Origin of the sequence: Erwinia wuhanensis, assembly GCF_030484085.1 — a bacterium.
Lineage (GTDB): Bacteria > Pseudomonadota > Gammaproteobacteria > Enterobacterales > Enterobacteriaceae > Erwinia > Erwinia aeris.
Genome location: NZ_JAUJUH010000001.1, coordinates 661,276 through 684,088 on the forward strand (window position 1 = coordinate 661,276; position 22,813 = coordinate 684,088).

The window sequence follows — 22,813 nt, forward strand, 5'->3', positions numbered from 1 at the left end:
CTCCTTAAGTCAGGCTACGCGCTGCGTGGTTTTCGGCATGGCAAGCGCCAGCGTCAGGGCTTCGGTGGCTTCCTGATGGCTCAGCTCGCCCGCGATGGCGCCCTCGCGCATCACGAGAATGCGATCGGCCAGCCCCATCACTTCCGGTAAATCGCTGGAGGCGAAGAGCACGGCGATGCCCTCTTCCGCCAGCGCGTAAATCAAACGGTAAATTTCATTCTTGGCGCCGACGTCAATGCCTCGCGTTGGCTCGTCCAGCAGGATCACTTTCATCTCTTCCGACAGCCAGCGTCCCAGGATCGCCTTCTGCTGATTACCGCCGGAAAGATTCATGATTAGCTGGTCGGCGCCGGGCGTTTTAATATTCAGCGAGCGAATATGGCTGGCGGCGTTTTTACTTTCCCACTGGTTGTCGATCAGGCAGCCTGCGGTGAGGTTATTGCGCCGCGCGCTGATATTGATGTTGTCGCGCACGGAATGCACCGCGATGATGCCGTCCGCCTTGCGATCCTCCGGACAGAGCAGGATCCCGGCGCGGATAGCGTCGGACGGCTCACGAATGGTTAACGCTTTGCCGTCAAGCTGCACTTCGCCGCCGCTGATGCGCGTGCCGCCGAACAGCCCTTTCAGCAGTTCGCTGCGGCCCGCGCCCACCAGGCCAAACAGGCCGACGATTTCTCCCGCGCGCACCTCCAGCGAGATCGGCGTCCGCACGCCTTTGGCCTGCACGTTATCCAGCTTCAGGCGCACCTCGCCGGTTTTACGCGGCGCGTAGCCGTAAATATCGCCAATTTCGCGGCCAACCATTGCCTGCACCAGTTCATCATGGCTGGTGGCGCCGACATCCTGAAAGGTCCGCACGTAGCGGCCGTCTTTAAAGACGGTAATGGCGTCGCTGAGCGCGAAGATTTCTTCCATGCGGTGCGAAACATACAGCACCACTTTGCCCTCGTCGCGCAGCTGGCGGATCACGCGGAACAGCTGCTCGATTTCACGGGCGGAGAGCGAGCTGGTCGGCTCGTCAAAAGCGATGACTTTGGCATTCCTCGCCAGCGCCTTGGCGATTTCCACCATCTGCCACTGGCCAAGCGACAGCGACTTCAGCGGCGTATCGGGATCGATATCCATCCCTAAGTTTTTTAGCTGTAATCCCGCCTCGTAGCGCAGCAGCGAGCGGTTAACAAAGCCCGCGCGCTGCGGCAGCTGGCCCAGATAGATGTTCTCCGCTACCGACATTTCCGGCACCAGGTGCAGTTCCTGATAGATAATCGCCACGCCCGCGTTCAGCGCGTCGAGCGTGTTGGCAAAATTAACCGGCTGGCCTTTCAGGCGGATTTCGCCGCTGGACGGCTGATAGCTGCCGCTCAGGATCTTCAGCAGCGTCGATTTGCCCGCGCCGTTTTCGCCCATCAGGGCGTGCACCTGGCCCGCCGCACAGTCGAAGCTGATATCCGTCAGCGCCTTAACGCCGGGAAAGGTTTTGCCGATATTGTGAAAGCTCAGATACGGGGATGCCATGGTCATTCCTCGCTATAAGGTGCGCCGGGAGCCGCAGTGCGGCCCCCGTCCGATTACATCAGGCCTTTTTTAGCCAGCTCGGTTTTAAAGTTGTCGCGGGTAATCAGCACCACGTCGGTGACTTCGGTAAACTTCGGCGGCTCGGCGTCTTTGGTCACCCAGTCGTGGAGCATCTGAATGCTTTTATAACCGTGTACGTCCGGGCTTGGCAGCAGCGAACCGAAGAAACCCGTCGCCTTGCCTTTGGAGAGTTCGCTGATGGCGTCCACGCCGTTAATGCCGATGCCGATCACGTCCGGCGCCTTAAAGCCCTGGCCTTCGGTTGCGCGCACGCCGCCGAGGACGGTGTTGTCGTTCATGCCGACAATCAGCCAGTGTTTCACTTCCGGATGCTGCACCAGCAGCGAGTTGCCCGCGTCGAAAGCGCCGGGGATATCGTTGGATTTGGTCGGTACTTTATAAATCTGTGCTTCCGGGAAGCCTTCCGCCTTCAGCGCGTCCACTGACCCACTGGTGCGGCGACGTGCCGTATCCAGCTCGTCCGCCGTAATCGCCATGACGCCCGTTTCTTTCGCGTCCCAGCCGCGCTTTTTCATCTCCTTATAGAGTTCCTGCCCCTGACGCTCGCCAATTTTGGTTGCCGCCATCATCACCAGCGGCACCGTATCCATCGGTTTGCCTTTGGCTGTAACAAACTGATCGTCCACGGCAATCACTTTCAGATCGTAACTGCGGGCCTTCGCCACGATGGCGGAACCGAGTTTGGGATCGGGCGTGCAGATCACAAAGCCCTTCGCGCCGCTTGCGGCCAGGCTGTCGATAGCGTTCAGCGTTTTTTCACCATCGGGCACGGCGATTTTAATTACCTCAAAGCCTAAATCTTTGCCCGCCTTATCGGCGAACTTCCATTCGGTCTGAAACCAGGGTTCTTCCGGCTGCTTGACTAAAAAACCCAGCTTCATGGTGTCAGCGATAGCTGAATGTGACATAACGGCGGCGAGGCCAGCGATGGCTAACGCCTGAGTAAATTTGTGCATGAGGCTCTCCGGCTCAGTGCCCGCTTTTGGCGGTTTAATGTAAACGGTATCATTCGGTCCTGGCACGCTGTAACGCCAGCATATTCGGCATTAGCGCAGACGCCGATAAGCGCTAGTTGTAATGGTAAAGATGCGTAGAAAGGGAGAGCGCTATCACACCCTGAGCTTTTAGCTGTTTAATCCATATATTTAGCAAAATTAACACAAATCAAACATTTGAAGTCGGTCACAAAACGCTGCGCGACGACAGAAAAGTGCATATTTGCAGCGCCCTTTAGACTAACCGCCTGGCGCGCGATTTCTTAGGGTAGTCATATCGTATTCATTGACCGCCCGGAGAGAAAAATGCAGTTGGACGCCATCACAATCGGTCTGGACTTTGGCAGTGATTCCGTACGCGCGCTGGCAGTAGAGTGCGCAAGCGGTAAAGAGCTGCAAACCGGAGTCGTCGCCTATCCGCGCTGGCAGGCGGGTCTGTACAGCCAGAGCCGCATCAATCAGTTCCGTCATCATCCGCAGGACTATATCGACGCCTTTGAGCAGGCCATACATGACGTTGTCACTCAATTAACGCCCGCTCAACGCCAGAACATTGTGGGGATCGGTGTCGACTCCACCGGCTCCACGCCTGCGCCTATCGATCGCGATGGCAACGTGCTGGCGCTGCGCCCGGAATTCGCCGAAAACCCCAACGCCATGTTTGTGCTGTGGAAAGATCACACGGCCATTAAAGAAGCGGAAGAAATTACCGCGCTGTGCCACAGCGGGCGTTTCGAGGACTACGCGCGCTTTATTGGCGGCACCTACTCCTCAGAGTGGTTCTGGGCAAAAATCCTGCACGTCAGCCGTGAGGATAAAGCGGTGCGCGAGGCGGCGGTCGCCTGGGTGGAGCTGTGCGACTGGGTGCCCGCCCTGCTCAGCGGCACTACCGCGCCGGAAGCGATCCGCCGTGGACGCTGCGCCGCCGGGCATAAATCGCTTTGGCATCCTGCCTGGGGCGGCCTGCCGGGCGCGGATTTCTTTAACGCGTTGGATCCGCTGCTGACGGAGCATCTGGATACGCCGATGTTCAGCGAAACCTGGACGGCCGAACAGCCCGTTGGGCAGATTACGGCGGAATGGGCGACGCGGCTTGGCGTGCCGTCTGGCGTGATGATTTCCGGCGGCGAGTTCGACTGCCATATGGGCGCCGTTGGCGCAGGCGCCACGCCTTACACGCTGGTAAAAGTGATTGGCACCTCAACTTGCGACATCCTGATCGCTGATGTGGATCGCGTCGGTGAGCGCGCCATTGACGGCATCTGCGGCCAGGTTAACGGCAGCGTGGTGCCGAATATGATCGGCCTGGAAGCGGGCCAGTCGGCGTTTGGCGATATGTACGCCTGGTTCAGCCGCCTGCTCAGCTGGCCGTTAATTCAGGCCGCCGAAAAACACCCGCATCTTCAGGCGGAGCTGGCGGAGATACAGAAAAATCTGCTTAACGAATTAACTCAGGCCTGGGCTGCCGATCCACAGCTGGATCATCTGCCGGTGGTGCTGGACTGGTTTAACGGCCGCCGCACGCCTTTTGCCAATCAGCGCCTGAAAGGCGTCATTACCGATCTTAACCTGGGCACCGACGCGGCCACGCTGTTCGGCGGTTTTATCGCCGCCACCGCCTTTGGCGCACGCGCCATTATGGAATGTTTCGAGCGTCAGGATATTCCGGTAGAAAACATCCTGACCCTGGGCGGTATCGCCCGTAAATCCCCGGCCATTATGCAGGTCTGCTGCGATGTGATGAACCGACCGCTGGATATCGTCGCGTCGGACGAATGCTGTGCGCTGGGCGCGGCGATTTTTGCCGCCGTGGCCGCCGGCGTCTATCCCGACGTGCCTGCCGCCCAGCAGAAAATGGCCAGCCCAATTGCTACCACGCTGCAGCCCGACGCCAGCCGCGTCGATCGCTATCAGCAGCTTTATCAGCGTTACCTTCAATGGTGCGACGTGGCCGAACCCCTGTTCGCCCCGCGCCAGCTCAACAGTTAAGGAGAAAGTATGGCTCAGCTCAATGCGCTCAGCGTCTGGTTTGTTATCGGTACACAGCACCTTTACGGCAGTGAGACGCTGCGTCAGGTGGAGCATCATGCTCAGCAGGTGGTGGACGGGCTTAACCGCGACGGCAATCTGCCGTTTCGTCTTCAGCTCAAGCCGCTGGTGAAAAGCCCTGACGAGGCGCTGGCGCTCTGCCGCGAGGCGAACTATGCCGACGAGTGTTTAGGCATCATCACCTGGCTGCATACCTTTTCGCCCGCCAAAATGTGGATTGGCGGCCTGTCGGTGCTGAACAAGCCGCTGTTGCAGTTCCATACTCAGTTCAACGCGGAGATCCCGTGGGACAGCATGGATATGGACTTTATGAACCTGAACCAGACCGCGCACGGCGGCCGCGAGTTCGGCTTTATCGGCGCGCGGATGCGGTTGCCGCACAGCGTGATCACCGGCCACTGGCAGGATAAAACCGCCCAGGAGCGCATCGGCAAGTGGATGCGCGCCGCTGCCGCTAAGCAGGCCAGCTCGCAGCTTAAGGTCGCTCGCTTTGGCGACAATATGCGCGAAGTAGCGGTAACGGAAGGCGATAAGGTGGCGGCGCAGATCCAGTTCGGCTACTCGGTTAACGGCTGGGGCGTGGGCGACCTGGTGGAGGTGATTAACGGCGTCAGCGATGGCGACGTCAACGCGCTGATTGACGAATACGAGAGCCTGTATGACTTTACCCCAGCGGCGGCAGCCAACGGCGAGAAGCGACAGAACGTGCTGGATGCGGCCCGCATCGAGCTGGGGATCAAAAGCTTTTTGCAGGCCGAAGGCTGCATGGCGTTCACCACCAACTTCCAGACCCTGCACGGCATGACCCAGCTGCCGGGCCTGGCGGTACAGCGACTGATGGGCCAGGGCTACGGTTTTGCCGGCGAAGGCGACTGGAAAACCGCCGCGCTGCTGCACATCTTTAAAGTGATGGCGACAGGTCTGCCGGGCGGCACCTCCTTTATGGAGGATTACACCTATCACTTCTCGCCGGGCAACGAGCTGGTGCTGGGTTCGCATATGCTGGAAGTCTGCCCTTCCATCGCCAAAGAAAGCCGTCCGCTGATTGACGTGCAGTATCTGGGCATTGGCGGCAAGGCCGATCCGGCGCGCATGATTTTCTCCACGCCAGCCGGACGCGCGGTGAACGCCAGCGTGATCGATATGGGCGACCGCTTCCGCCTGCTGGTGAACGTCGTCGACGCCGTGGAACAGCCCAAGCCGCTGCCGAAACTGCCGGTAGCCCGCGCCCTGTGGCGCGCACAGCCTTCGCTGGCAACGGCCTCGGAAACCTGGATCCTCGGCGGCGGCGCGCACCATACCGTGTTCAGCCAGGCGCTGACGGTGGAGGATATGCGTCAGTACGGCGAAATGCACGGTATCGAGGTGCTGGTGATTGACGAAGAAACCACGCTGCACGGCTTTAAGGACGCGCTGCGCTGGAACGAGGCGTACTATCGGCTGAATCAGCGTTAAGCCTGCCGATCTGGCAAGCATATAAAGCCCCAACGGAGACGTCGGGGCTTTTATTTTATCTGTCGCCGGACGGGCTCCCCGCCGCTATCGGGCTGGCTGCTGGAGCATTTGGTGGATCAGCGCCTCCGTTTTTTCAAAAGAGGCGAACACCTGCTCGTCTGCTTTCTCTTTCTGATACTGGTCCGGCAGCACGCCGTCGTATTTGTCCCGGGGATTGTCACCACGCAGCCACTCCGCCGGAAAATCGGCCATTTTCTTTCCGCCTTCCCGATAACGGAACACCACGCCCTGACTGGTGCGCTCGTTGTAGGGAATAATACTGGTTTCGCTCTGTACGCAGATGCCGGGCTGGCCGACCAGCTTCGCCAGCGTCTGTTCAAAGTTCATCACAAAAATTGCGCCGATATCGTGCTGCGCCCAGTGGTCGAAAATCGCGTTAAGAAAGCGGCCGTAAGCCAGCGCGGGTACGGACCAGGGCGCGACCCGGCAGTCACCTTTGAAATCCGGCGTGACCAGCGTCAGGCCGCTGGCGTCTGGCTCGGACGCTCGTCGCTCCACCAGCGGAATAAACTGCATATAGCGGCTGCCTGCGCAGCGCAAAAAATGGTAAATCTCCTTTGGTCTGTCGACGTTATCGGCGTTGACTACCGTTAGCGTGTTAAAGTCGACATGGTGACGTTTCAGGCAGGCCAGCCCGGCCATCACCTCGTTAAAGGTGCCTTTGCCCGCACGCGAACGCCGGTAACGGTCGTGCGTGATGCTGTCGCCATCCAGCGAAAGCCCCACCAGAAAGCGGTGCCGTTTGAAAAAGCGCGCCCAGTCGTCGTTAAGATTGACGCCGTTGGTCTGGAAAAAATTATTGATGTGCCTGCCCCGGGCATAACGCTGCTGAAATTCGGTTGTGCATACCCCCTCCTGGTGCGTTATCACGCGTGCTGCTGCGATGCCTTCCCTGACTAACAGGCGAAAAAAAACCTGAAAAAAAAGCGGAATATTTCACGCTCTTTTTTCAGGTTTCGCCCGCCCTGCGGTTACGCCCTGCCGTGGATGACACTAAGCCCGCGACGGCCGTTCCCACAACTGCCGACGGGGCATACTGTGATTACAATCACGATAAATCAGTGCGGTTTACCTCTTCGGCAAAAAATAGTCGAGTCAGCTCAGACGCTTCACCGGCGCATTCTGCTGGCGATCCCAGACTGCCGTCAGCAGCCTTTGCAGCGCGATAAAAGCAAACAGCAGGATGCCAATGGCGATTTTGGTCCACCATGAGCTGAGCGTACCGTCAAAGTTAATCCAGGTCTGGATTAACCCCTGGATCAGCACGCCAAAGAGCGTGCCGAGCACCGTGCCGACGCCGCCGGAGAGCAGCGTGCCGCCGATCACCACCGACGCGATGGCGTCCAGTTCTACGCCCATGCCCGCCAGCGCGTAACCGGCCGAGGTATAGATCGAAAACACGATGCCCGCCAGCGTCGCCAGCGCAGAAGAGAGCATATAGATACGTACGGTAGCGCTGCGCGTGCCGATGCCCATCAGGCGCGCGGAGGTGATATTCCCGCCAATAGCATAGACTTCGTTACCAAAGCGCGTACGGTGCGCCAGCAGGATCCCCGCCGCGACCACCACCAGCATAATCAGCGCCAGCAGGCTGAGCCGCCCGCCGCCGGGAATTTTCCAGGCCAGCGAAGAGAGCGTGCCGTACAGCGGATGATCGATGGGGATAGAGCTTTCCGACACCAGATAGCTGCTGCCGCGCAGAAAAAACATGCCAGCCAGCGTGATAATAAAAGCAGGCATTTTCAGCGCGTCGATCAGCCAGCCCATCAGCGCGCCGAATGCCGAGCCAAGCACCATCACCAGCGCAAACGCCAGCCAGGGATCGAGATGAAAATCGCCAATGGCCCGCGCCAGAAAAACGCCGGTAAAAGCGATCACCGCGCCCGGCGACAGATCGATGCCGCCGGAGAGGATCACAAAGGTCATGCCAACGGCAATAATCCCTAAAAAGGCGTTATCGGTCAGGATATTGGCGATCACGCGGGTGGAGGCGAAGCCGGGATACTGCGCCAGGCAGAACAGGTAGCCCGCCACAAACACCAGCAGCGTAATCATTAACGGCAAATAGCGTTTAATCACGGCGACCTCGCTTAAACAGTTGCAGAAAGGCGGGCGATTGCAGCAGCAGCACTGCCATCACCACCACGGCCTTGACCACCTGGTTCAGCTCCGGCGGAAAGCCGGAAAGCAGAATACCGGTATTCATGGCCTGAATAGTCAGCGCGCCCAGCAGCGACAGCAGCAGGTTAAACCGGCCGCCCAGCAGCGAAGCGCCGCCGATAACCACGGCGAGGATAGCGTCCAGCTCCAGCCACAGCCCGGCATTGTTGGCGTCCGCGCCGCGAATATCCGCCGCGACAATCAGCCCCGCCACGGCGGCACACAGTCCGCTGATGATATAGGTTGTCATCACCACCGCCCAGCCGTTGACCCCGGCGTTGCGCGCGGCGCGCAGGTTAATCCCCACAGCTTCGATAAACATGCCCAGCGCGGTTTTTCTTGCCAGCAGCCAGACCAGCAGGGCCACGACCAGGGTTATCCATACCGGCACCGGCAGCAGCAACAGCGTGCCGCTGCCCAGCTGCGCCAGCGAGTCGCTGTTAAAGGTGACGATTTGCCCCTGGGTAATCAGCTGGGCGACGCCGCGCCCGGCCACCATTAAAATCAGCGTCGCCACAAAAGGCTGGATTTTTAACAGCGCCACCAGCACGCCGTTCCACAAGCCGCACAGCAGCCCGCTGCCCAGCGAGGCGAGCACGATGACCGGCAGGCTGTGTCCGGAAACGGTCAGCGTGGCCGCCGTGGCACCGGCAATCGCCATCACCGCGCCTACCGACAGGTCGATGCCGCCGGTGGCAATCACCAGCGTCATGCCGATTGAAAGCAGCGCCACCGGCGCGGCCCGATTAAGAATATCAATCGGGCTGCCGAACAGCCGCCCGTCCTGAAGATGCACGGCAAAGAAGTTGTTTGCCACCAGGCTGTCCGCCAGCAGCACCAGGATCAGCGCGGCGAGCTGCGGCATGCCCGGCGGAAGTTTCCGTCCCGAAGCGGTTTTTTTCATCAGCCTTGTCTCAAGCATGGGTTCCTCCGGCGGCTATCGCCTTAACCACAGCGGTGACGGAGAGATCCTCCAGCGGGATCTCCGCAACCTGTCGGCGATCCCGCAGGATAATCACCCTGTCCGCATAGCCGACCAGTTCCTCCAGTTCGGAAGAGATAACCAGCAGCGCCAGGCCATCCGCGCAAAGCGTTTCGATTAGCCGGATAATCTCCGCGTGCGCGCCAACGTCAATGCCGCGCGTCGGCTCGTCCAGGATCAGAAACTGCGGTTTGGTCACCAGCCAGCGGGAGAGCAGCACCTTTTGCTGATTGCCGCCGGACAGCAGCTCCACCGGCTGTTCGGCATGCGGCGTCCGAATGCCTAAGCTTTTGATATAGCGTTCGGCTATCTGCTGCTGCTCGCGCCTGGCGATAGGTCTGAGCCAGCCGCGTTGGGCCTGTAGCGCCAGAATGATATTTTCCCGCACGGAGGCCGCGCCGATAATGCCGTCGGTTTTGCGATCTTCGGGACAGAAGCCGATCCCCGCGCGCGAGGCCTGCGCGGGCGTGCGGATAGAGCGAGGTTTTCCTCTGATGAAGGCGCTGCCGCTGTCGGCGCTTTTAATGCCGAACAGCAGCTCTGCGGTTTCCGTGCGTCCGGAGCCCAGCAGACCGGCAAGGCCAACGGCCTCGCCGGGACGAACGCTAAGGCTGAAGGGCTCTATCGTCCCTTTCCTGCCGTAATCTTTGAACTCCACCACCGGCTGATGGCTTTTTAAGGTGCTGCCCGCGCGTTGAAGGGCGGTTTCCAGCAGTTCGCGCCCCAGCATCAGCTTAATCAGCTCGATTTGCGGCAGCGCGTGCGTTTCTCGCGTAGCAACAAACTGGCCGTTGCGCAGCACGGTGATGCGATCGCAAATTTTGTATACCTGGTCCAGAAAATGGGTAACGAAAATCAGCCCCATGCCGCGCGCGCGCAGCTGGTTCATCAGCGTAAACAGCATCGTCACTTCGCTGGCGTCCAGGCTGGCCGTTGGCTCATCCAGGATCAGCACCTGTGCGGAGAGATCGACCGCGCGGCAGATAGCGATAATCTGCTGCATCGCAACCGAATAGTGGCCAAGCGGGCGCGTCACGTCCAGCTCAAAGCCGTAATGGTGCAGCAGCGTTCGCGCCTCTTTATTCATGCGGCGGCGATCGATCATCCCCAGCCGACGCGGTTCGCGCCCGATAAACAGGTTGTCCGCGACCGACATGTTGGGCAACAGATTGACCTCCTGATAGACGGTACCTATCCCCGCCTGCTGGGCCTCCGCCGTGCTGCGCGGATCGATAGCCTGGCCCGCCAGCGTAACGGTGCCCGCATCGCGCCGGTAAACGCCGGTCAACACTTTAATCAGGGTGGATTTACCCGCGCCGTTCTCGCCCAGCAGCGCCATGATTTCACCGCCCTGTAGATCGAAAGAAACGCCTGCCAGCGCTTTGACGCCGGGAAAACTTTTACTCAGTCCGCTGATGCTGAGCAGCGGCAATGTTTGCGATGAGCTGGTCATGGCTGGCCTCGAAAGCAGCGCCGTCCGACGAGCGGACGGCAAAGGTGTCAGTAACCCATTCCTTTTTTCTTATCCAGCTGGGCCTGGGCGTCGGCTGGCAAAAAGAGCCTCGATTCGGTTTTGATAATTTTTGGCGGCTGGGCGCCGTTCTTGCGGAATTTCTCCAGCGCGTCGAATGCCGGGCCGGCCATATCAGGCGTCAGCTCGACGTTAGCGTTAGCCTCGCCTGCCAGCATCGCCTTGTAAATATCCGGCACGCCATCAATCGAGCCGGTCAGAATATCTTTGCCCGGCTTAAGGCCGGCTTCTTTAATGGCCTGAATGGCACCAATCGCCATATCGTCATTGTGGGCGTAAACCATGCAGATGTTCTTGCCGTTGTTTTCCGCTTTAATAAAGCTCTCCATGACTTCTTTACCTTTGCTGCGGGTAAAGTCTCCGGACTGCGAGCGCACAATTTTAATGCCGGGCGCGTTAGCAATGGCTTCGGCAAAGCCTTTTTTGCGATCTATCGCCACGCTGGCGCCGACGGTGCCCTGTAGCTCCACAACATTACAGGGTTTACCGGCCAGCTCTTTGACCAGCCAGTCGCCAATCAGCTTGCCTTCCAGCACGTTATCCGCCGTGACGACGGACATATAGAGCGATTTATCTTTTACCACGATGGCGCGATCCAGCAGGAACACGGGGATTTTGGCGTCTTTAGCTTCCTCAAGCACCGGTTCCCACCCTGTTTGTACCACGGGCGCGATAAAGATGGCGTCCACGCCCTGCGCGATAAACGAGCGCACCGCTTTGATTTGGTTCTCCTGCTTTTGCTGTCCGTCGGCAATTTTCAGCGTGATGCCGCGTTTTTGCGCTTCGCTTTTGGCCATGCTGGTTTCCGCCGCTCGCCAGCCCGATTCGGAGCCAACCTGAGAAAAGCCAACCGTTAGGTTTTCTGCCAGCGCGTTACCGCTCAGCGCCGCGCCAATCAGCGTGGTTAAAAGTAAACGTTTCCACATAGGTCTGTTCCTCTGACGGGGGTCATTATCCGGGTGTGATTGCCGCTTAAGGGTGGCTCAGCCAGAAAAAAACATTTACGACAATGCTCACAAAATTCAGCAATTAAGGCGGGGCAAAACGGCAGGGATTTTCAGTGAAGAAAGGAATATGGATAAAATATACGTCAAGGCGGAAAAGTCATTGTTAAATAAGTGTAATAAAGATAAGCGCTTATCCGTCTGCTTCATGAAAGCGATTACAAAGAGAAGCACCGTATCTGCCGACTTACATTAATAGCCTGTAGCAAGAGCAAAACGTTATTTTGTGAGCAATACCACATCCTGTTGGATCCAGTTATTAACACTGATAACATTTATTAACAAGAGTCGGGCAAATGCTAATTAAAGTCGACAATCACGGCGGCAGGATGCGGAAATGCCTTACTCTTTATTCTGAATTTACCGTGAATGTGCATTTTCTACTATAGACAGCCCCTTGCCTGGTCATATACTTAAAACTCCTCATTTCTTATCATAACGGCAACCATGACAGTTCAAGACTATCTGTTAAAATTTCGTAAAGTAAGCTCTCCGGATACCCTGGAGAAGCTGTTTGATCATCTCAACTATTCTCTGACCGATAATAAAGAGATTATGGATATGTATCGCGCCGCCGATCATCGTCGTGCTGAACTGGCTTCGGGTGGACGTCTGTTCGATCTCGGCTGCGTACCCAAATCCGTCTGGCATTATGTCGTTTAGGTTTTCCGTTCTGATCCTGTTACCTGCTCCAGTCTGCAGCTCTTCCCCTCGCGGGCGCGCTGTACCATCCTCAGCGTTTTTATAACCTGAACCTGTATCAAGGCGGGCTGCCGTTGCCGCTCGCCTGAGCAACGCCCGGTTTTTTTTACCTCTGACAGGCTACGTTGACGGTCGGCCTGCCACCTTCCGCTATACTGCACGCTTTAATCACGCTTTCTGGCGCATTCGGTGTCGAAAAAACAGGCAATAATTTAATCCTCCGTGCGGTCGTTGCTGCTCTACGGCGCGCTGATGTTGTTGTCCGGCCGCGAATGACCGATAATAAGCCGCTTTTATTTTTTCTCAGGCGTAAAAATGACCGACTACCTGCTTCTTTTTATTGGCACAGTGCTGGTGAATAACTTCGTCCTGGTGAAGTTTCTCGGCCTCTGTCCCTTTATGGGCGTTTCCAAAAAACTGGAAACGGCGATTGGCATGGGACTCGCCACGACTTTTGTGATCACCCTGGCCTCGATCTGCGCATGGCTGGTGAATCATCTGATCCTGCTGCCGCTGGATCTGGTTTATCTGCGCACCATGGCCTATATCCTGGTGATCGCGGTAGTGGTGCAGTTCACCGAAATGGTGGTGCGTAAAACCAGCCCGGATCTCTACAGGCTGCTGGGCATTTTTCTGCCGCTGATTACCACTAACTGCGCGGTGCTTGGCGTGCCGCTGCTGAGCGTCAACCTGAACCATACCTTTTTACAGGCCGCGCTGTACGGCTTCAGCGCCTCGATCGGCTTTTCGCTGGTGATGGTGCTGTTTGCCGGTATCCGCGAGCGGCTGGTGCTGGCCGACGTGCCTGCGCCTTTTAAAGGCTCCTCTATCGCGCTGGTGACCGCAGGTCTGATGGCGCTGGCATTTATGGGCTTTAGCGGTCTGGTGAAATTCTGATGAGTGCAGTATGGATTGCGGTGGCGGTATTAAGCGTGCTGGGCCTGATTTTCGGCGGCCTGCTGGGCTATGCCTCGCGCCGATTTAAAGTTGAAGAAGATCCTATCGTCGAGCAGATCGACGCTATTTTGCCGCAAAGCCAGTGCGGACAGTGCGGCTATCCCGGCTGTCGCCCCTATGCGGATGCGGTGGGCAACAACGGCGAGCAGATCAACAAGTGCGCGCCCGGCGGCGAACAGACCATGCTCAAGCTGGCCGCGCTGCTGAACGTCGAGCCACAGCCGCTGGGCGACGAAGCGGCGCGGGAACCGGAGCGCAAAGTCGCGTGGATTGACGAAGCAAACTGTATCGGCTGCACCAAATGCATCCAGGCCTGCCCTGTCGATGCCATCGTCGGCGCCACGCGCGCCATGCATACCGTGCTGAGCGATGTCTGCACGGGCTGCGATCTCTGCGTCGCGCCCTGCCCGACTGACTGCATCGAGATGCGTCCGGTCGCCACCACAACGGCAAACTGGAAGTGGGATCTGCAAACTATCCCGGTCAAAGTCATTTCTGTGGAAAGCCATGCGTAACCTGTTCAAGCTGTTTAAAAAAGAGAAGCTGTGGGATTTTCAGGGCGGTATTCATCCGCCAGAAATGAAAACCCAGTCCAGCCGCACGCCGCTGCGCCAGCTGCCGCTGCCTTCCCACTTTATTATTCCTCTTAAGCAGCATATCGGCCACGAGGGCGAAATGCTGGTGAAGCCGGGTGATAAAGTGCTGCGCGGTCAGCCGTTGACGTTTGGCCGTGGTCGGATGCTGCCGGTACACGCGCCGACTTCGGGCACCGTAGACGATATTGCGCCTCATATGACGGCGCACCCTTCCGCGCTGGCGGAAATGTGCATTTTTATCACGCCGGACGGCGAAGATCGCTGGATTGAAAAAAATCCGCTGGCCGACTATCGCCAGCATGAGCGCGCGGCGATAGTCGAGCGTATTCATCAGGCCGGCGTGGCCGGGCTTGGCGGCGCGGGCTTTCCTACCGCTACCAAGCTGAGAGGCGGGCTGCGCGGCGTAAAAACGTTGATTATCAATGCGGCCGAGTGCGAACCCTACATCACCGCCGATGACCGTCTGATGCAGGACTGCGCGGACGAGGTCATCGAAGGCAGCCGCATCCTGGGCTGGGTCTTGCAGGCCGAGCGCGTGCTGATCGGCATCGAAGACAATAAGCCGGAAGCGATCGCCGCGCTGAAAAAAGCGCTGGGCGGCGCGACGGATATGCAGATCCGGGTTATCCCGACCAAATATCCTTCCGGTGGCGCTAAGCAGCTCACTAAAATTCTGACCGGGCTGGAGGTGCCGCACGGCGGCCGCTCCACCGATATCGGCGTGCTGATGCAGAACGTTGGCACCGCCTGGGCGGTTAAACGCGCCATTATCGACGGCGAATCGCTAACCGAGCGCGTGGTGACCCTGACCGGTGAAGCAGTTAAGCGCCCAGGCAACGTCTGGGGACGCATCGGCACGCCCATCAGTCATCTGTTACAGCAGGCCGACTTTACGCCAGGCCCCGGCCAGATGGTGGTGATGGGCGGCCCGCTGATGGGCTTTACGCTGCCGACGCTGGACGTGCCGGTGGTGAAAGTCACCAACTGCATCCTGGCCCCTTCCGCCAGCGAGATGGGCGATAGCGAAGAGGAAAAATCCTGCATTCGCTGTAGCGCCTGTGCGGACGCCTGCCCGGCGGCCCTGCTGCCGCAGCAGCTTTACTGGTACAGCCGGGGCGGCGACCACGATAAGGCGCGCGAGCACAATATTGACGACTGCATTGAGTGCGGCGCCTGCGCCTATGTCTGCCCCAGCAATATTCCGCTGGTGCAGTATTACCGCCAGGAAAAAGCGGAGATCCGCGCTATCGATCTGGAAGCGGAGCGCACCGCGCAGGCAAAAGCGCGCTTTGAAGCACGCCAGGCCCGTCTGGAACGTGAAAAGCTGGCGCGTGAAAACCGTCATCAGCAGGCAAAACGCACCGTCAGCCAGCGGGATCGCGGCGAGGTCGAAGCGGCGCTGGAGCGGGTGAAAGCGAAGCAGACGACAACCAGCGAAGACGCATTGGCTGCGGAAACTGCGGCGGCCGTAGCGCAGCGTGAAGCGCGGAAAGCGCAGGCGCGCGCGCAGCAGGCTGAAAAGCAGTCCGAGACCGAGCCGGCAACGCGTCAGACAGGCGATCCGCGTAAGGCAGCGGTCGAAGCGGCTATCGCGCGTGCCAAAGCGAAAAAAGCGACGACGGAAGGCGAAGCGGCAGCCCAGGCGCAACCCGTGCAGGCAGCCGCCGCGTCGGTCGATCCGCGCAAGGCAGCGGTTGAGGCGGCAGTTGCTCGTGCCAAAGCGAAGAAAGCAGCGGCCGCGAAAGCCTCTGCTGACGACGCCGTGCAGACGACCGAAAGCCAGCCCGTGCAGGCAGCTGAACAGCAATCCGTACAGGTAAACGAACAGCCGGAAGCCGCACAGGTCGATCCGCGCAAGGCAGCCGTTGAGGCCGCAATTGCCCGCGCCAAAGCGAAGAAAGCAGCGGCCGCGAAAGCGTCTGCTGCGGACGCCGTGCAGACGACCGAAAGCCAGCCCGTGCAGGCAGCTGAACAGCAATCCGTACAGGTAAGCGAACAGCCGGAAGCCGCACAGGTCGATCCGCGCAAGGCAGCCGTTGAGGCCGCTATCGCCCGCGCTAAAGCGAAGAAAGCGGCGGCCGCGAAAGCGTCTGCTGACGACGCCGTGCAGATAACCGAAAGCCAGCCCGTGCAGGCAGCTGAACAGCAATCCGTACAGGTAAGCGAACAGCCGGAAGCCGCACAGGTCGATCCGCGCAAGGCAGCCGTTGAGGCCGCAATTGCCCGCGCCAAAGCGAAGAAAGCGGCGGCCGCGAAAGCAGCCGCTGCGGACGATATCGAGCAGAGAGTCGAAGAGCACCAGGCGGCCACAACGGCGGAACAGGTCGCGCAGGCGACGACTATCCCTTCGTCAGAACATGACGATCCCCGCAAAGCGGCAGTGGCGGCGGCCATCGCTCGCGTTAAAGCGCGTAAGGCGCAGCATTCTACGCAAGAGGATTAAATGGCTTTTCGCATCGCTAGTTCGCCTTACACCCATAATCGCCGCAGCACCAGCACCATTATGCTGCTGGTGCTGGTGGCTACCCTGCCCGGCATCGCGGCTCAGTGCTGGTTTTTCGGCTGGGGCACCCTCATTCAAATCGCGATTGCCGCGGCGGCGGGCATCGGTGCCGAAGCCGCCATCCTTAAGCTGCGCAAGCAGCCGTTAGGCAAAACGCTGGGCGATAATTCCGCACTGCTGACCGCGCTGCTGCTGGCGATCAGTATTCCGCCGCTGGCACCATGGTGGGTGATAATTATCGGCACCCTCTTCGCCGTGGTGATCTCTAAACAGCTGTATGGCGGCCTGGGACAGAATCCTTTCAACCCCGCCATGGTGGGCTATGTGGTGCTGCTGATCTCCTTTCCGGTGCAAATGACCAGCTGGCTGCCGCCGGACGCTTTGCAGTCCGTCACGCCCACCTTCTGGGACACGCTGCAGATGATTTTTCACGGGTCGACGCTTGATGGCCACACTATGCAGCAGCTGCAAATCGGCGTAGACGGCGTCAGCCAGGCGACGCCGCTGGATACCTTTAAAACCGGCCTGCGCGCCGGGCACAGCGCGGAGCAGCTGCATGCCCTGCCCATTTACAGCGGCGTTATTGCCGGCCTGGGCTGGCAGTGGGTAAATATCGGCTATCTGGTCGGCGGTCTGTTTCTGCTGCTCACCAACAGCATTCGCTGGCATATCCCGGCCAGTATGCTGCTGTCGCTGGCGCTCTTCTCCACGCTCGGCTGGTTCTTTTCGCCTGAAAGCCTGGTATCGCCTGCGATCCACCTTTTCTCCGGTGCAACCATGCTCGGCGCCTTTTTTATCGCCACCGACCCGGTCACGGCCTCGACCACCAATAAAGGCCGCCTGCTTTACGGCGTGCTGATTGGCCTGCTGGTGTGGCTTATCCGCAGCTTTGGCGGCTATCCTGACGGCGTGGCGTTTGCCGTGCTGCTGGCGAATATCACCGTGCCGCTGATCGACTACTACACGCAGCCGCGCGTTTACGGCCATCGTAAGGAAAAGTAATGCTGGATGCGATTCGTAAAAATGGCGTGACGCTGGCGCTGTTCGCCGCTGTCACTACCGGTCTGACCGCAGTGATCAACAGCGTGACCAAACCGACTATTGACCACCAGACCACGCTACAGCAAAAAAGCCTGCTGGATCAGGTGGTGCCGCCGGAGCTGTATAATAATCCGATTCAGCAGGAGTGTTACAGCGTCACTAATCCGGCGCTGGGCAGCGGTGTACACCGCCTGTACCTGGCGCGCAAAGATGACCGGCCGGTGGCGGCAGCGGTTGAGACTACCGCGCCCGACGGTTATTCTGGTGCCATTCAGATGCTGGTCGGCGCGGACTTCAACGGAAAAGTACTGGGCGTGCGCGTGGTGGAACACCATGAAACGCCGGGCCTGGGGGATAAAATAGAGCTGCGCATCTCCAACTGGATTGAAAGCTTCAGCGGCGTCAGGCTGAGTGGTAAAGATGATAAGCATTTTGCGGTGAAAAAAGACGGCGGCGATTTCGATCAGTTTACCGGCGCCACCATCACACCGCGCGCGGTAGTGAATGCGACAAAACGCACTACGCTATTTGTTGAAACGTTGCCGGGGCAGCTTGCCTCGCTGCCAACCTGTGGAGACTCCAATGAGTGAAGCCAAAACCCTGCTGATCGGCGGGCTGTGGAAAAATAACTCGGCGCTGGTTCAGCTGCTGGGCCTGTGTCCGCTGCTGGCGGTCACCTCTACCGCCACCAATGCGCTGGGCCTCGGCCTGGCCACCACGCTGGTGCTGACCTGCACCAACAGCGCGATTTCCGCCTCGCGCCGCTGGGTGCCGTCCGATATCCGCATTCCGATTTACGTGATGATTATCGCTGCCGTGGTGAGCTGCGTGCAGATGCTGATCAACGCCTATGCCTACGGGCTTTATCAGTCGTTAGGCATCTTTATTCCGCTGATCGTCACCAACTGTATCGTAGTGGGCCGCGCCGAAGCGGTCGCCTCGCGCAGCAGCGTGCCGCTGGCCGCGCTGGACGGCATGGCCATTGGCCTGGGCGCCACCAGCGTGATGTTCGTGCTGGGCTCGCTGCGTGAAATCATCGGTAACGGCACCATTTTCAACGGCGCCGATCAGCTGCTTGGCCCGTGGGCGAAAGTGCTGCGCGTGCAGGTTGTGCATTTTGATTCGCCAATGCTGCTGGCGATGCTGCCGCCGGGCGCGTTTATCGGCCTGGGGATGCTGCTGGCCGCGAAATACCTGATTGATAACAAGATGAAGGCCCGTGCGGCCCGCAGGGCGGCAGAAGCCAGCCTGCCGAAAGGAGCACCGAGCACGCTGTGAACAAGGATAAACGTCAGCAAATTTTAGTGCGGCTGCGTGATAACAATCCGCATCCCACTACGGAACTGGTTTTCAATACGCCTTTTGAACTGTTGATTGCCGTTCTGCTCTCGGCGCAGGCTACCGATGTCAGCGTTAACAAGGCAACCGCAAAGCTCTATCCGGTTGCCAATACGCCCGCCGCCATGCTGGAGCTGGGCGTCGACGGCGTCAAAGCCTATATCAAGACCATCGGCCTGTTTAACAGCAAGGCGGAGAACGTCATTAAAACCTGCCGTATTTTGCTGGAGCAGCACGGCGGCGAAGTGCCGGAAAGCCGCGAGGCGCTGGAAGCGCTGCCGGGCGTGGGCCGCAAAACGGCGAACGTGGTGCTGAATACCGCTTTCGGCTGGCCGACCATTGCCGTGGATACCCATATCTTTCGCGTCTGCAACCGCACGAAATTCGCGCCGGGGAAGAACGTTGAGCAGGTAGAAGAAAAGCTGCTAAAAGTGGTGCCAAAAGAGTTCAAAGTAGACTGTCACCACTGGCTGATCCTGCACGGCCGCTACACCTGCATTGCCCGCAAACCGCGCTGCGGCTCCTGCCTGATTGAGGATCTTTGCGAGTACGGCGAGAAAACCGATATCTGATCCTTTTGCCGGATAAAATACCCGGCAATTTACTGAGATTAAGGAGAAAAAGGTATGCTGTTTAAAGTGGAAATGACCATTGCTATCCCCGACTCGCTGCCGGCCGAGCGCGTTACGGAAATCAAAGCGCAGGAAAAAGCCTATGCGCAGCAGCTGCAGCGCTCCGGTAAATGGCGTCACGTCTGGCGCGTGGCCGGCCAGTTCAAAAACGTCAGCATTTTCGATGTGGAAAGCCATGACGAGCTGCACGAGCTGCTTACCGGCCTGCCGCTCTACCCTTATATGACCATGGCTATTGAGCCGCTGTGCCGCCATCCGTCCTCCATTCGGGATGACGACAGCTAATCATCTCGCGTCGTCAGGGAAGACGACCGCCAACGCCCCGCTCATAATCCCCTGGCGCCTGTCGGCCTGCACGACCGCAAACGTCCTACATAACCAGGCATCAGCATTCTGCTGCCAGACGAATAAGACGACCGCCAACAACGTGATTTCGTCTCCGGCCATCTTCTTGCCGCCTGCTTTAGCGCTTCTCCTCGTTTGCCCAATTTCCGCTCTCTGACGGTTCGGCAGTTGTTATTATCGCTAAAGCGGTTTAGCTTTAAGTTTACATTCACAGGAGGCGTAATGAACAGAGTCTGGGTTTTAGGCGATGCGGTAGTCGATCTGCTGCCGGAGGAAAATAATCATTTGCAACAGTGCCCTGGCGGCGCGCCCGCCAACGTGGCGGTAGGCGTGGCTCGTCTGGGCGGCGACAGCGGCTTTATCGGCCGCGTAGGCGACGATCCTTTTGGCGCATTTTTGCAGGACGTCCTGCGTCAGGAAAAGGTTAACACGGAATTTATGCGTCAGCTGCCGCAACAGCGTACCTCTACCGTGGTGGTGGGTCTGGATAATCAGGGCGAACGAACCTTCACTTTTATGGTGCGCCCGGCGGCCGATCTTTTCTTAACGCCGGACGACCTGCCCGATTTTGCGGCAGGCCAGGCGTTACACTTCTGCTCAATAGCCCTCAGCGCCGAACCGTCACGCAGCGCGGTGTTCGCCGCCGTTGAGCGTATTCACGCCGCCGGAGGCTGGGTCAGCTTCGATCCCAATCTGCGGGAAGATTTCTGGCACGACCATCAGGAAATGTGTCAGGTGGTCGATCGGGCTTTCGCGCTGGCGGATGTGGTTAAACTGTCGCTGGATGAGCTACAGCTGCTGACCGGCGAGCAGGAAACCGAGGCCGCGCTGGCCTTGTTCACCGCCCGCTTCCGTCCCGCCCTGCTGCTGATTACCCTGGGTGAAGAAGGCGTTATCGTCTGGCATGAAGGCGAACAGCGTCGGTTTAGCGCCTCGAAGGTACAGCCTGTTGATACCACGGGCGCAGGCGACGCTTTTGTTGCAGGTTTGCTGGCAGGACTGATGCGCGAAGCGGATCCTTTACGCCCTCGCGATCTTGAGGCGGCCGTCGGGCTGGCTCAGCAGTGCGGCGCGCTGGCCACCACCGCTAAAGGGGCAATGACCGCGCTGCCCTATGCGAGCCAGCTGCAAAATGCCAGACCCGTCACAATAACGAAATCGTAACAACAAAATCCTTTGTCACGCTCGTCGCTGTTCTCTACTCTCCTTATCGAACCGGTTTAGCTAAACGGTAAATTCTCTGGAGAATGGCGGATGTTAAAAATAAACCCTGTTGCGCTGGCGGTCACGGCAGCGCTGTTTCTTCCTCAAACAAGCCAGGCCGACAGCGATCTCAGCGCCGTTGAACGACGCCTTAACCAGCTAGAGGCGAGGCTGCAAAAAGCGGAGCGGCGTGCCGATGAGGCTGAACGCCGCGCCCGCCTGGCCGAACAGCGTCTGGCGCAGACCGCTCCGGCAGCCGCCATTCCCGCGACGGCATCCGATGCGCACACGCCTCAGACCCCACCCGCTATTCGTCAAGGCTCGGCGCAGGCGCCTGCCGTCGTAGCTGGCCCGCAGCCGCCGGTTGCGCCGTCGCCTGCCGACCAGCCCCAGGCGGTCAGACCGGCGGAGAAAACGCTGGCGGACGGCTTCGAGTTTCATGCCTATGCCCGCTCCGGCCTGATTATGAACGATTCAGCTTCTTCGACCAAAAGCGGCCCTTACCTGACGCCAGCAGGCGAAACCGGCGGCGCGGTCGGCCGTCTGGGCAACGAAAACAATACCTATGTTGAAATTAACATGGAGCACAAAACGCAGCTGGCTAACGGCGCGACCACCCGCTTTAAGGTCATGCTGGCGGACGGCCAGAGCGACTATAACGACTGGACGGCGGACAGCAGCGATCTCAATATCCGCCAGGCCTTTGTTGAACTGGGCAGCCTGCCGACCTTTAAAGGCATGTTTGCTGACAGCACGCTGTGGGCCGGGAAACGCTTCGATCGCGACAATTTCGATATTCACTGGCTGGATTCTGACGTGGTGTTTCTGGCCGGAACGGGCGGCGGGATTTATGACGTGCGCTGGGCGGACGGCGTGAAAAGCAACCTTTCCGTCTACGGCCGCAACTTTGGCGATATCGAAACTATCGATAACACCATTCAGAACTACATTGTGACCGCCAACACTTTCAGCGGGCCGCTGCAGTTTATGCTCAGCGGCCTGCGCGCCAAAGATAACGATGAGCGCGTCAACACCGCCGTGCGTAGCGATAACGCAGGCGACAGCGGCGTTCACGCCATGCTCGCCTGGCACGGCGACAGCTTTTACGGCCTGCGCGACGGCCAGTCGAAAACGGCGCTGCTTTACGGGCACGGCTTAGGCGCCGAGGTAAAAGGCATCGGCTCCGACGGCAACCTGACCGACAGCGCCAGCACCTGGCGTCTGGCCTCTTACGGCATGACCCCGCTAAACCAAACCTGGAGCCTGGCCCCGGCCCTGCTCGCGCAGCAGAGCAAAGATCGCTACGTTGCCGGCGACAGCTACCGCTGGGTGACCGCTAACGCCCGCCTGCTTCAGAGCATCAACGAAAACTTTATGCTGGCTTACGAGGGCAGCTATCAGTACATGGATCTCGATCCTCAGGGATTCAAAAGCCGTCAGAACGTCAGCGGCGGCTTCTACAAGCTGACTTTTGCGCCCACCTTTAAGCCTGGCGATATCGGCAACTTCCTCAGCCGTCCGGAAATTCGCTTCTTTGCCAGCTGGATGGACTGGGATAACGCGTTAGATCGCTACGCCAGCGACGACGCTTTTGGTACCAGCGGCTTTACCGCCGGCGGTGAATGGAACTTCGGCGTCCAGATGGAAACCTGGTTCTGATC

The 22,813-nt window shown here is 58.9% G+C and carries 20 protein-coding genes; 13 read left to right on the forward strand and 7 right to left on the reverse strand.

Annotated features, from left to right (window positions below):
* Positions 1 to 9 precede the first annotated feature (9 nt).
* Both araG and QZH36_RS02975 read right to left on the reverse strand, forming a co-directional pair.
* On the reverse strand, positions 10 to 1,524 hold the full coding sequence (gene araG, locus QZH36_RS02970; protein WP_125290103.1) for an L-arabinose ABC transporter ATP-binding protein AraG: 1,515 nt from the start codon (positions 1,522 to 1,524) through the stop codon (positions 10 to 12).
* A 47-nt stretch (positions 1,525 to 1,571) separates the two neighbouring features.
* On the reverse strand, positions 1,572 to 2,555 hold the full coding sequence (locus QZH36_RS02975; protein WP_125290104.1) for an arabinose ABC transporter substrate-binding protein: 984 nt from the start codon (positions 2,553 to 2,555) through the stop codon (positions 1,572 to 1,574).
* A 345-nt stretch (positions 2,556 to 2,900) separates the two neighbouring features.
* On the opposite strand from QZH36_RS02975, the gene QZH36_RS02980 reads away from it, so the two are divergent.
* Complete coding sequence (locus tag QZH36_RS02980) at positions 2,901 to 4,583, forward strand: ribulokinase (protein ID WP_301729612.1); 1,683 nt, start codon at positions 2,901 to 2,903, stop codon at positions 4,581 to 4,583.
* Between the two features lie 9 nt (positions 4,584 to 4,592).
* Positions 4,593 to 6,098 carry an L-arabinose isomerase gene (gene araA / locus QZH36_RS02985; protein WP_301250963.1) on the forward strand — a complete coding sequence of 502 codons (1,506 nt, stop codon included), beginning with the start codon at positions 4,593 to 4,595 and terminating at the stop codon, positions 6,096 to 6,098.
* An 84-nt stretch (positions 6,099 to 6,182) separates the two neighbouring features.
* Here the strand turns inward: araA and QZH36_RS02990 are convergent, their stop codons facing one another.
* The 5 genes from QZH36_RS02990 to ytfQ form a co-directional block, all read right to left on the reverse strand.
* On the reverse strand, positions 6,183 to 7,028 hold the full coding sequence (locus QZH36_RS02990; RefSeq protein ID WP_301729613.1) for a radical SAM protein: 846 nt from the start codon (positions 7,026 to 7,028) through the stop codon (positions 6,183 to 6,185).
* Positions 7,029 to 7,253: 225 nt separating this feature from the next.
* Complete coding sequence (gene yjfF / locus QZH36_RS02995) at positions 7,254 to 8,237, reverse strand: galactofuranose ABC transporter, permease protein YjfF (protein WP_253454356.1); 984 nt, start codon at positions 8,235 to 8,237, stop codon at positions 7,254 to 7,256.
* On the reverse strand, positions 8,230 to 9,240 hold the full coding sequence (ytfT, locus tag QZH36_RS03000; RefSeq protein ID WP_253454357.1) for a galactofuranose ABC transporter, ATP-binding protein YtfT: 1,011 nt from the start codon (positions 9,238 to 9,240) through the stop codon (positions 8,230 to 8,232). Before ytfT ends, yjfF begins: the two co-directional genes overlap by 8 nt.
* Complete coding sequence (gene ytfR / locus QZH36_RS03005) at positions 9,233 to 10,753, reverse strand: galactofuranose ABC transporter, ATP-binding protein YtfR (RefSeq protein WP_301729614.1); 1,521 nt, start codon at positions 10,751 to 10,753, stop codon at positions 9,233 to 9,235. The genes ytfT and ytfR overlap by 8 nt, the downstream gene beginning before the upstream one ends.
* Positions 10,754 to 10,800: 47 nt before the next feature.
* Positions 10,801 to 11,757 (reverse strand): galactofuranose ABC transporter, galactofuranose-binding protein YtfQ, encoded by a 957-nt coding sequence (gene ytfQ, locus QZH36_RS03010; RefSeq protein ID WP_253454359.1) that lies wholly within the window; start codon positions 11,755 to 11,757, stop codon positions 10,801 to 10,803.
* Between the two features lie 525 nt (positions 11,758 to 12,282).
* On the opposite strand from ytfQ, the gene ydgT reads away from it, so the two are divergent.
* The 11 genes from ydgT to QZH36_RS03065 all read left to right on the forward strand — a co-directional run bounded on the left by ydgT (position 12,283) and on the right by QZH36_RS03065 (position 22,811).
* Positions 12,283 to 12,498: a transcription modulator YdgT gene (ydgT, locus tag QZH36_RS03015; protein ID WP_125290112.1), complete on the forward strand. Its 216-nt coding sequence runs from the start codon at positions 12,283 to 12,285 to the stop codon at positions 12,496 to 12,498.
* Between the two features lie 354 nt (positions 12,499 to 12,852).
* A complete protein-coding gene (gene rsxA, locus QZH36_RS03020; RefSeq protein ID WP_034914646.1) occupies positions 12,853 to 13,434 on the forward strand; it encodes an electron transport complex subunit RsxA in 582 nt (193 codons plus the stop codon).
* Positions 13,434 to 14,009 (forward strand): electron transport complex subunit RsxB, encoded by a 576-nt coding sequence (gene rsxB, locus QZH36_RS03025; protein WP_125290113.1) that lies wholly within the window; start codon positions 13,434 to 13,436, stop codon positions 14,007 to 14,009. Before rsxA ends, rsxB begins: the two co-directional genes overlap by 1 nt.
* Positions 14,002 to 16,533 (forward strand): electron transport complex subunit RsxC, encoded by a 2,532-nt coding sequence (rsxC, locus tag QZH36_RS03030; RefSeq protein WP_301729615.1) that lies wholly within the window; start codon positions 14,002 to 14,004, stop codon positions 16,531 to 16,533. Before rsxB ends, rsxC begins: the two co-directional genes overlap by 8 nt.
* Positions 16,534 to 17,595, forward strand: a complete 1,062-nt coding sequence (gene rsxD / locus QZH36_RS03035) for an electron transport complex subunit RsxD (protein WP_253454361.1) — start codon at positions 16,534 to 16,536, stop codon at positions 17,593 to 17,595.
* On the forward strand, positions 17,595 to 18,224 hold the full coding sequence (gene rsxG, locus QZH36_RS03040; RefSeq protein ID WP_301253434.1) for an electron transport complex subunit RsxG: 630 nt from the start codon (positions 17,595 to 17,597) through the stop codon (positions 18,222 to 18,224). The genes rsxD and rsxG overlap by 1 nt, the downstream gene beginning before the upstream one ends.
* Entirely contained in the window at positions 18,217 to 18,912 is a 696-nt protein-coding gene (locus QZH36_RS03045; RefSeq protein WP_253454363.1) for an electron transport complex subunit E, read from the forward strand. Before rsxG ends, QZH36_RS03045 begins: the two co-directional genes overlap by 8 nt.
* Positions 18,909 to 19,544 (forward strand): endonuclease III, encoded by a 636-nt coding sequence (gene nth / locus QZH36_RS03050; RefSeq protein ID WP_301729616.1) that lies wholly within the window; start codon positions 18,909 to 18,911, stop codon positions 19,542 to 19,544. The genes QZH36_RS03045 and nth overlap by 4 nt, the downstream gene beginning before the upstream one ends.
* Before the next feature lie 54 nt (positions 19,545 to 19,598).
* On the forward strand, positions 19,599 to 19,889 hold the full coding sequence (gene catC / locus QZH36_RS03055; protein ID WP_253454365.1) for a muconolactone Delta-isomerase: 291 nt from the start codon (positions 19,599 to 19,601) through the stop codon (positions 19,887 to 19,889).
* A gap of 282 nt (positions 19,890 to 20,171) precedes the next feature.
* Complete coding sequence (cscK, locus tag QZH36_RS03060; protein ID WP_253454366.1) at positions 20,172 to 21,113, forward strand: fructokinase; 942 nt, start codon at positions 20,172 to 20,174, stop codon at positions 21,111 to 21,113.
* A gap of 90 nt (positions 21,114 to 21,203) precedes the next feature.
* Positions 21,204 to 22,811 (forward strand): carbohydrate porin, encoded by a 1,608-nt coding sequence (locus QZH36_RS03065; RefSeq protein ID WP_253454367.1) that lies wholly within the window; start codon positions 21,204 to 21,206, stop codon positions 22,809 to 22,811.
* Positions 22,812 to 22,813 lie beyond the last annotated feature (2 nt).

What these genes read in the sequence shown, in the direction of transcription:
- araG (WP_125290103.1), bottom strand. Translation starts at nt 1,524, where the DNA reads ATGACCATGGCATCCCCGTATCTGAGCTTTCACAATATCGGCAAAACC.
- QZH36_RS02975 (WP_125290104.1), bottom strand. Translation starts at nt 2,555, where the DNA reads ATGCACAAATTTACTCAGGCGTTAGCCATCGCTGGCCTCGCCGCCGTT.
- QZH36_RS02980 (WP_301729612.1), top strand. Translation starts at nt 2,901, where the DNA reads ATGCAGTTGGACGCCATCACAATCGGTCTGGACTTTGGCAGTGATTCC.
- araA (WP_301250963.1), top strand. Translation starts at nt 4,593, where the DNA reads ATGGCTCAGCTCAATGCGCTCAGCGTCTGGTTTGTTATCGGTACACAG.
- ytfT (WP_253454357.1), bottom strand. Translation starts at nt 9,240, where the DNA reads ATGCTTGAGACAAGGCTGATGAAAAAAACCGCTTCGGGACGGAAACTT.
- ytfR (WP_301729614.1), bottom strand. Translation starts at nt 10,753, where the DNA reads ATGACCAGCTCATCGCAAACATTGCCGCTGCTCAGCATCAGCGGACTG.
- ytfQ (WP_253454359.1), bottom strand. Translation starts at nt 11,757, where the DNA reads ATGTGGAAACGTTTACTTTTAACCACGCTGATTGGCGCGGCGCTGAGC.
- ydgT (WP_125290112.1), top strand. Translation starts at nt 12,283, where the DNA reads ATGACAGTTCAAGACTATCTGTTAAAATTTCGTAAAGTAAGCTCTCCG.
- rsxA (WP_034914646.1), top strand. Translation starts at nt 12,853, where the DNA reads ATGACCGACTACCTGCTTCTTTTTATTGGCACAGTGCTGGTGAATAAC.
- rsxB (WP_125290113.1), top strand. Translation starts at nt 13,434, where the DNA reads ATGAGTGCAGTATGGATTGCGGTGGCGGTATTAAGCGTGCTGGGCCTG.
- rsxC (WP_301729615.1), top strand. Translation starts at nt 14,002, where the DNA reads ATGCGTAACCTGTTCAAGCTGTTTAAAAAAGAGAAGCTGTGGGATTTT.
- rsxD (WP_253454361.1), top strand. Translation starts at nt 16,534, where the DNA reads ATGGCTTTTCGCATCGCTAGTTCGCCTTACACCCATAATCGCCGCAGC.
- rsxG (WP_301253434.1), top strand. Translation starts at nt 17,595, where the DNA reads ATGCTGGATGCGATTCGTAAAAATGGCGTGACGCTGGCGCTGTTCGCC.
- QZH36_RS03045 (WP_253454363.1), top strand. Translation starts at nt 18,217, where the DNA reads ATGAGTGAAGCCAAAACCCTGCTGATCGGCGGGCTGTGGAAAAATAAC.
- catC (WP_253454365.1), top strand. Translation starts at nt 19,599, where the DNA reads ATGCTGTTTAAAGTGGAAATGACCATTGCTATCCCCGACTCGCTGCCG.
- cscK (WP_253454366.1), top strand. Translation starts at nt 20,172, where the DNA reads ATGAACAGAGTCTGGGTTTTAGGCGATGCGGTAGTCGATCTGCTGCCG.
- QZH36_RS03065 (WP_253454367.1), top strand. Translation starts at nt 21,204, where the DNA reads ATGTTAAAAATAAACCCTGTTGCGCTGGCGGTCACGGCAGCGCTGTTT.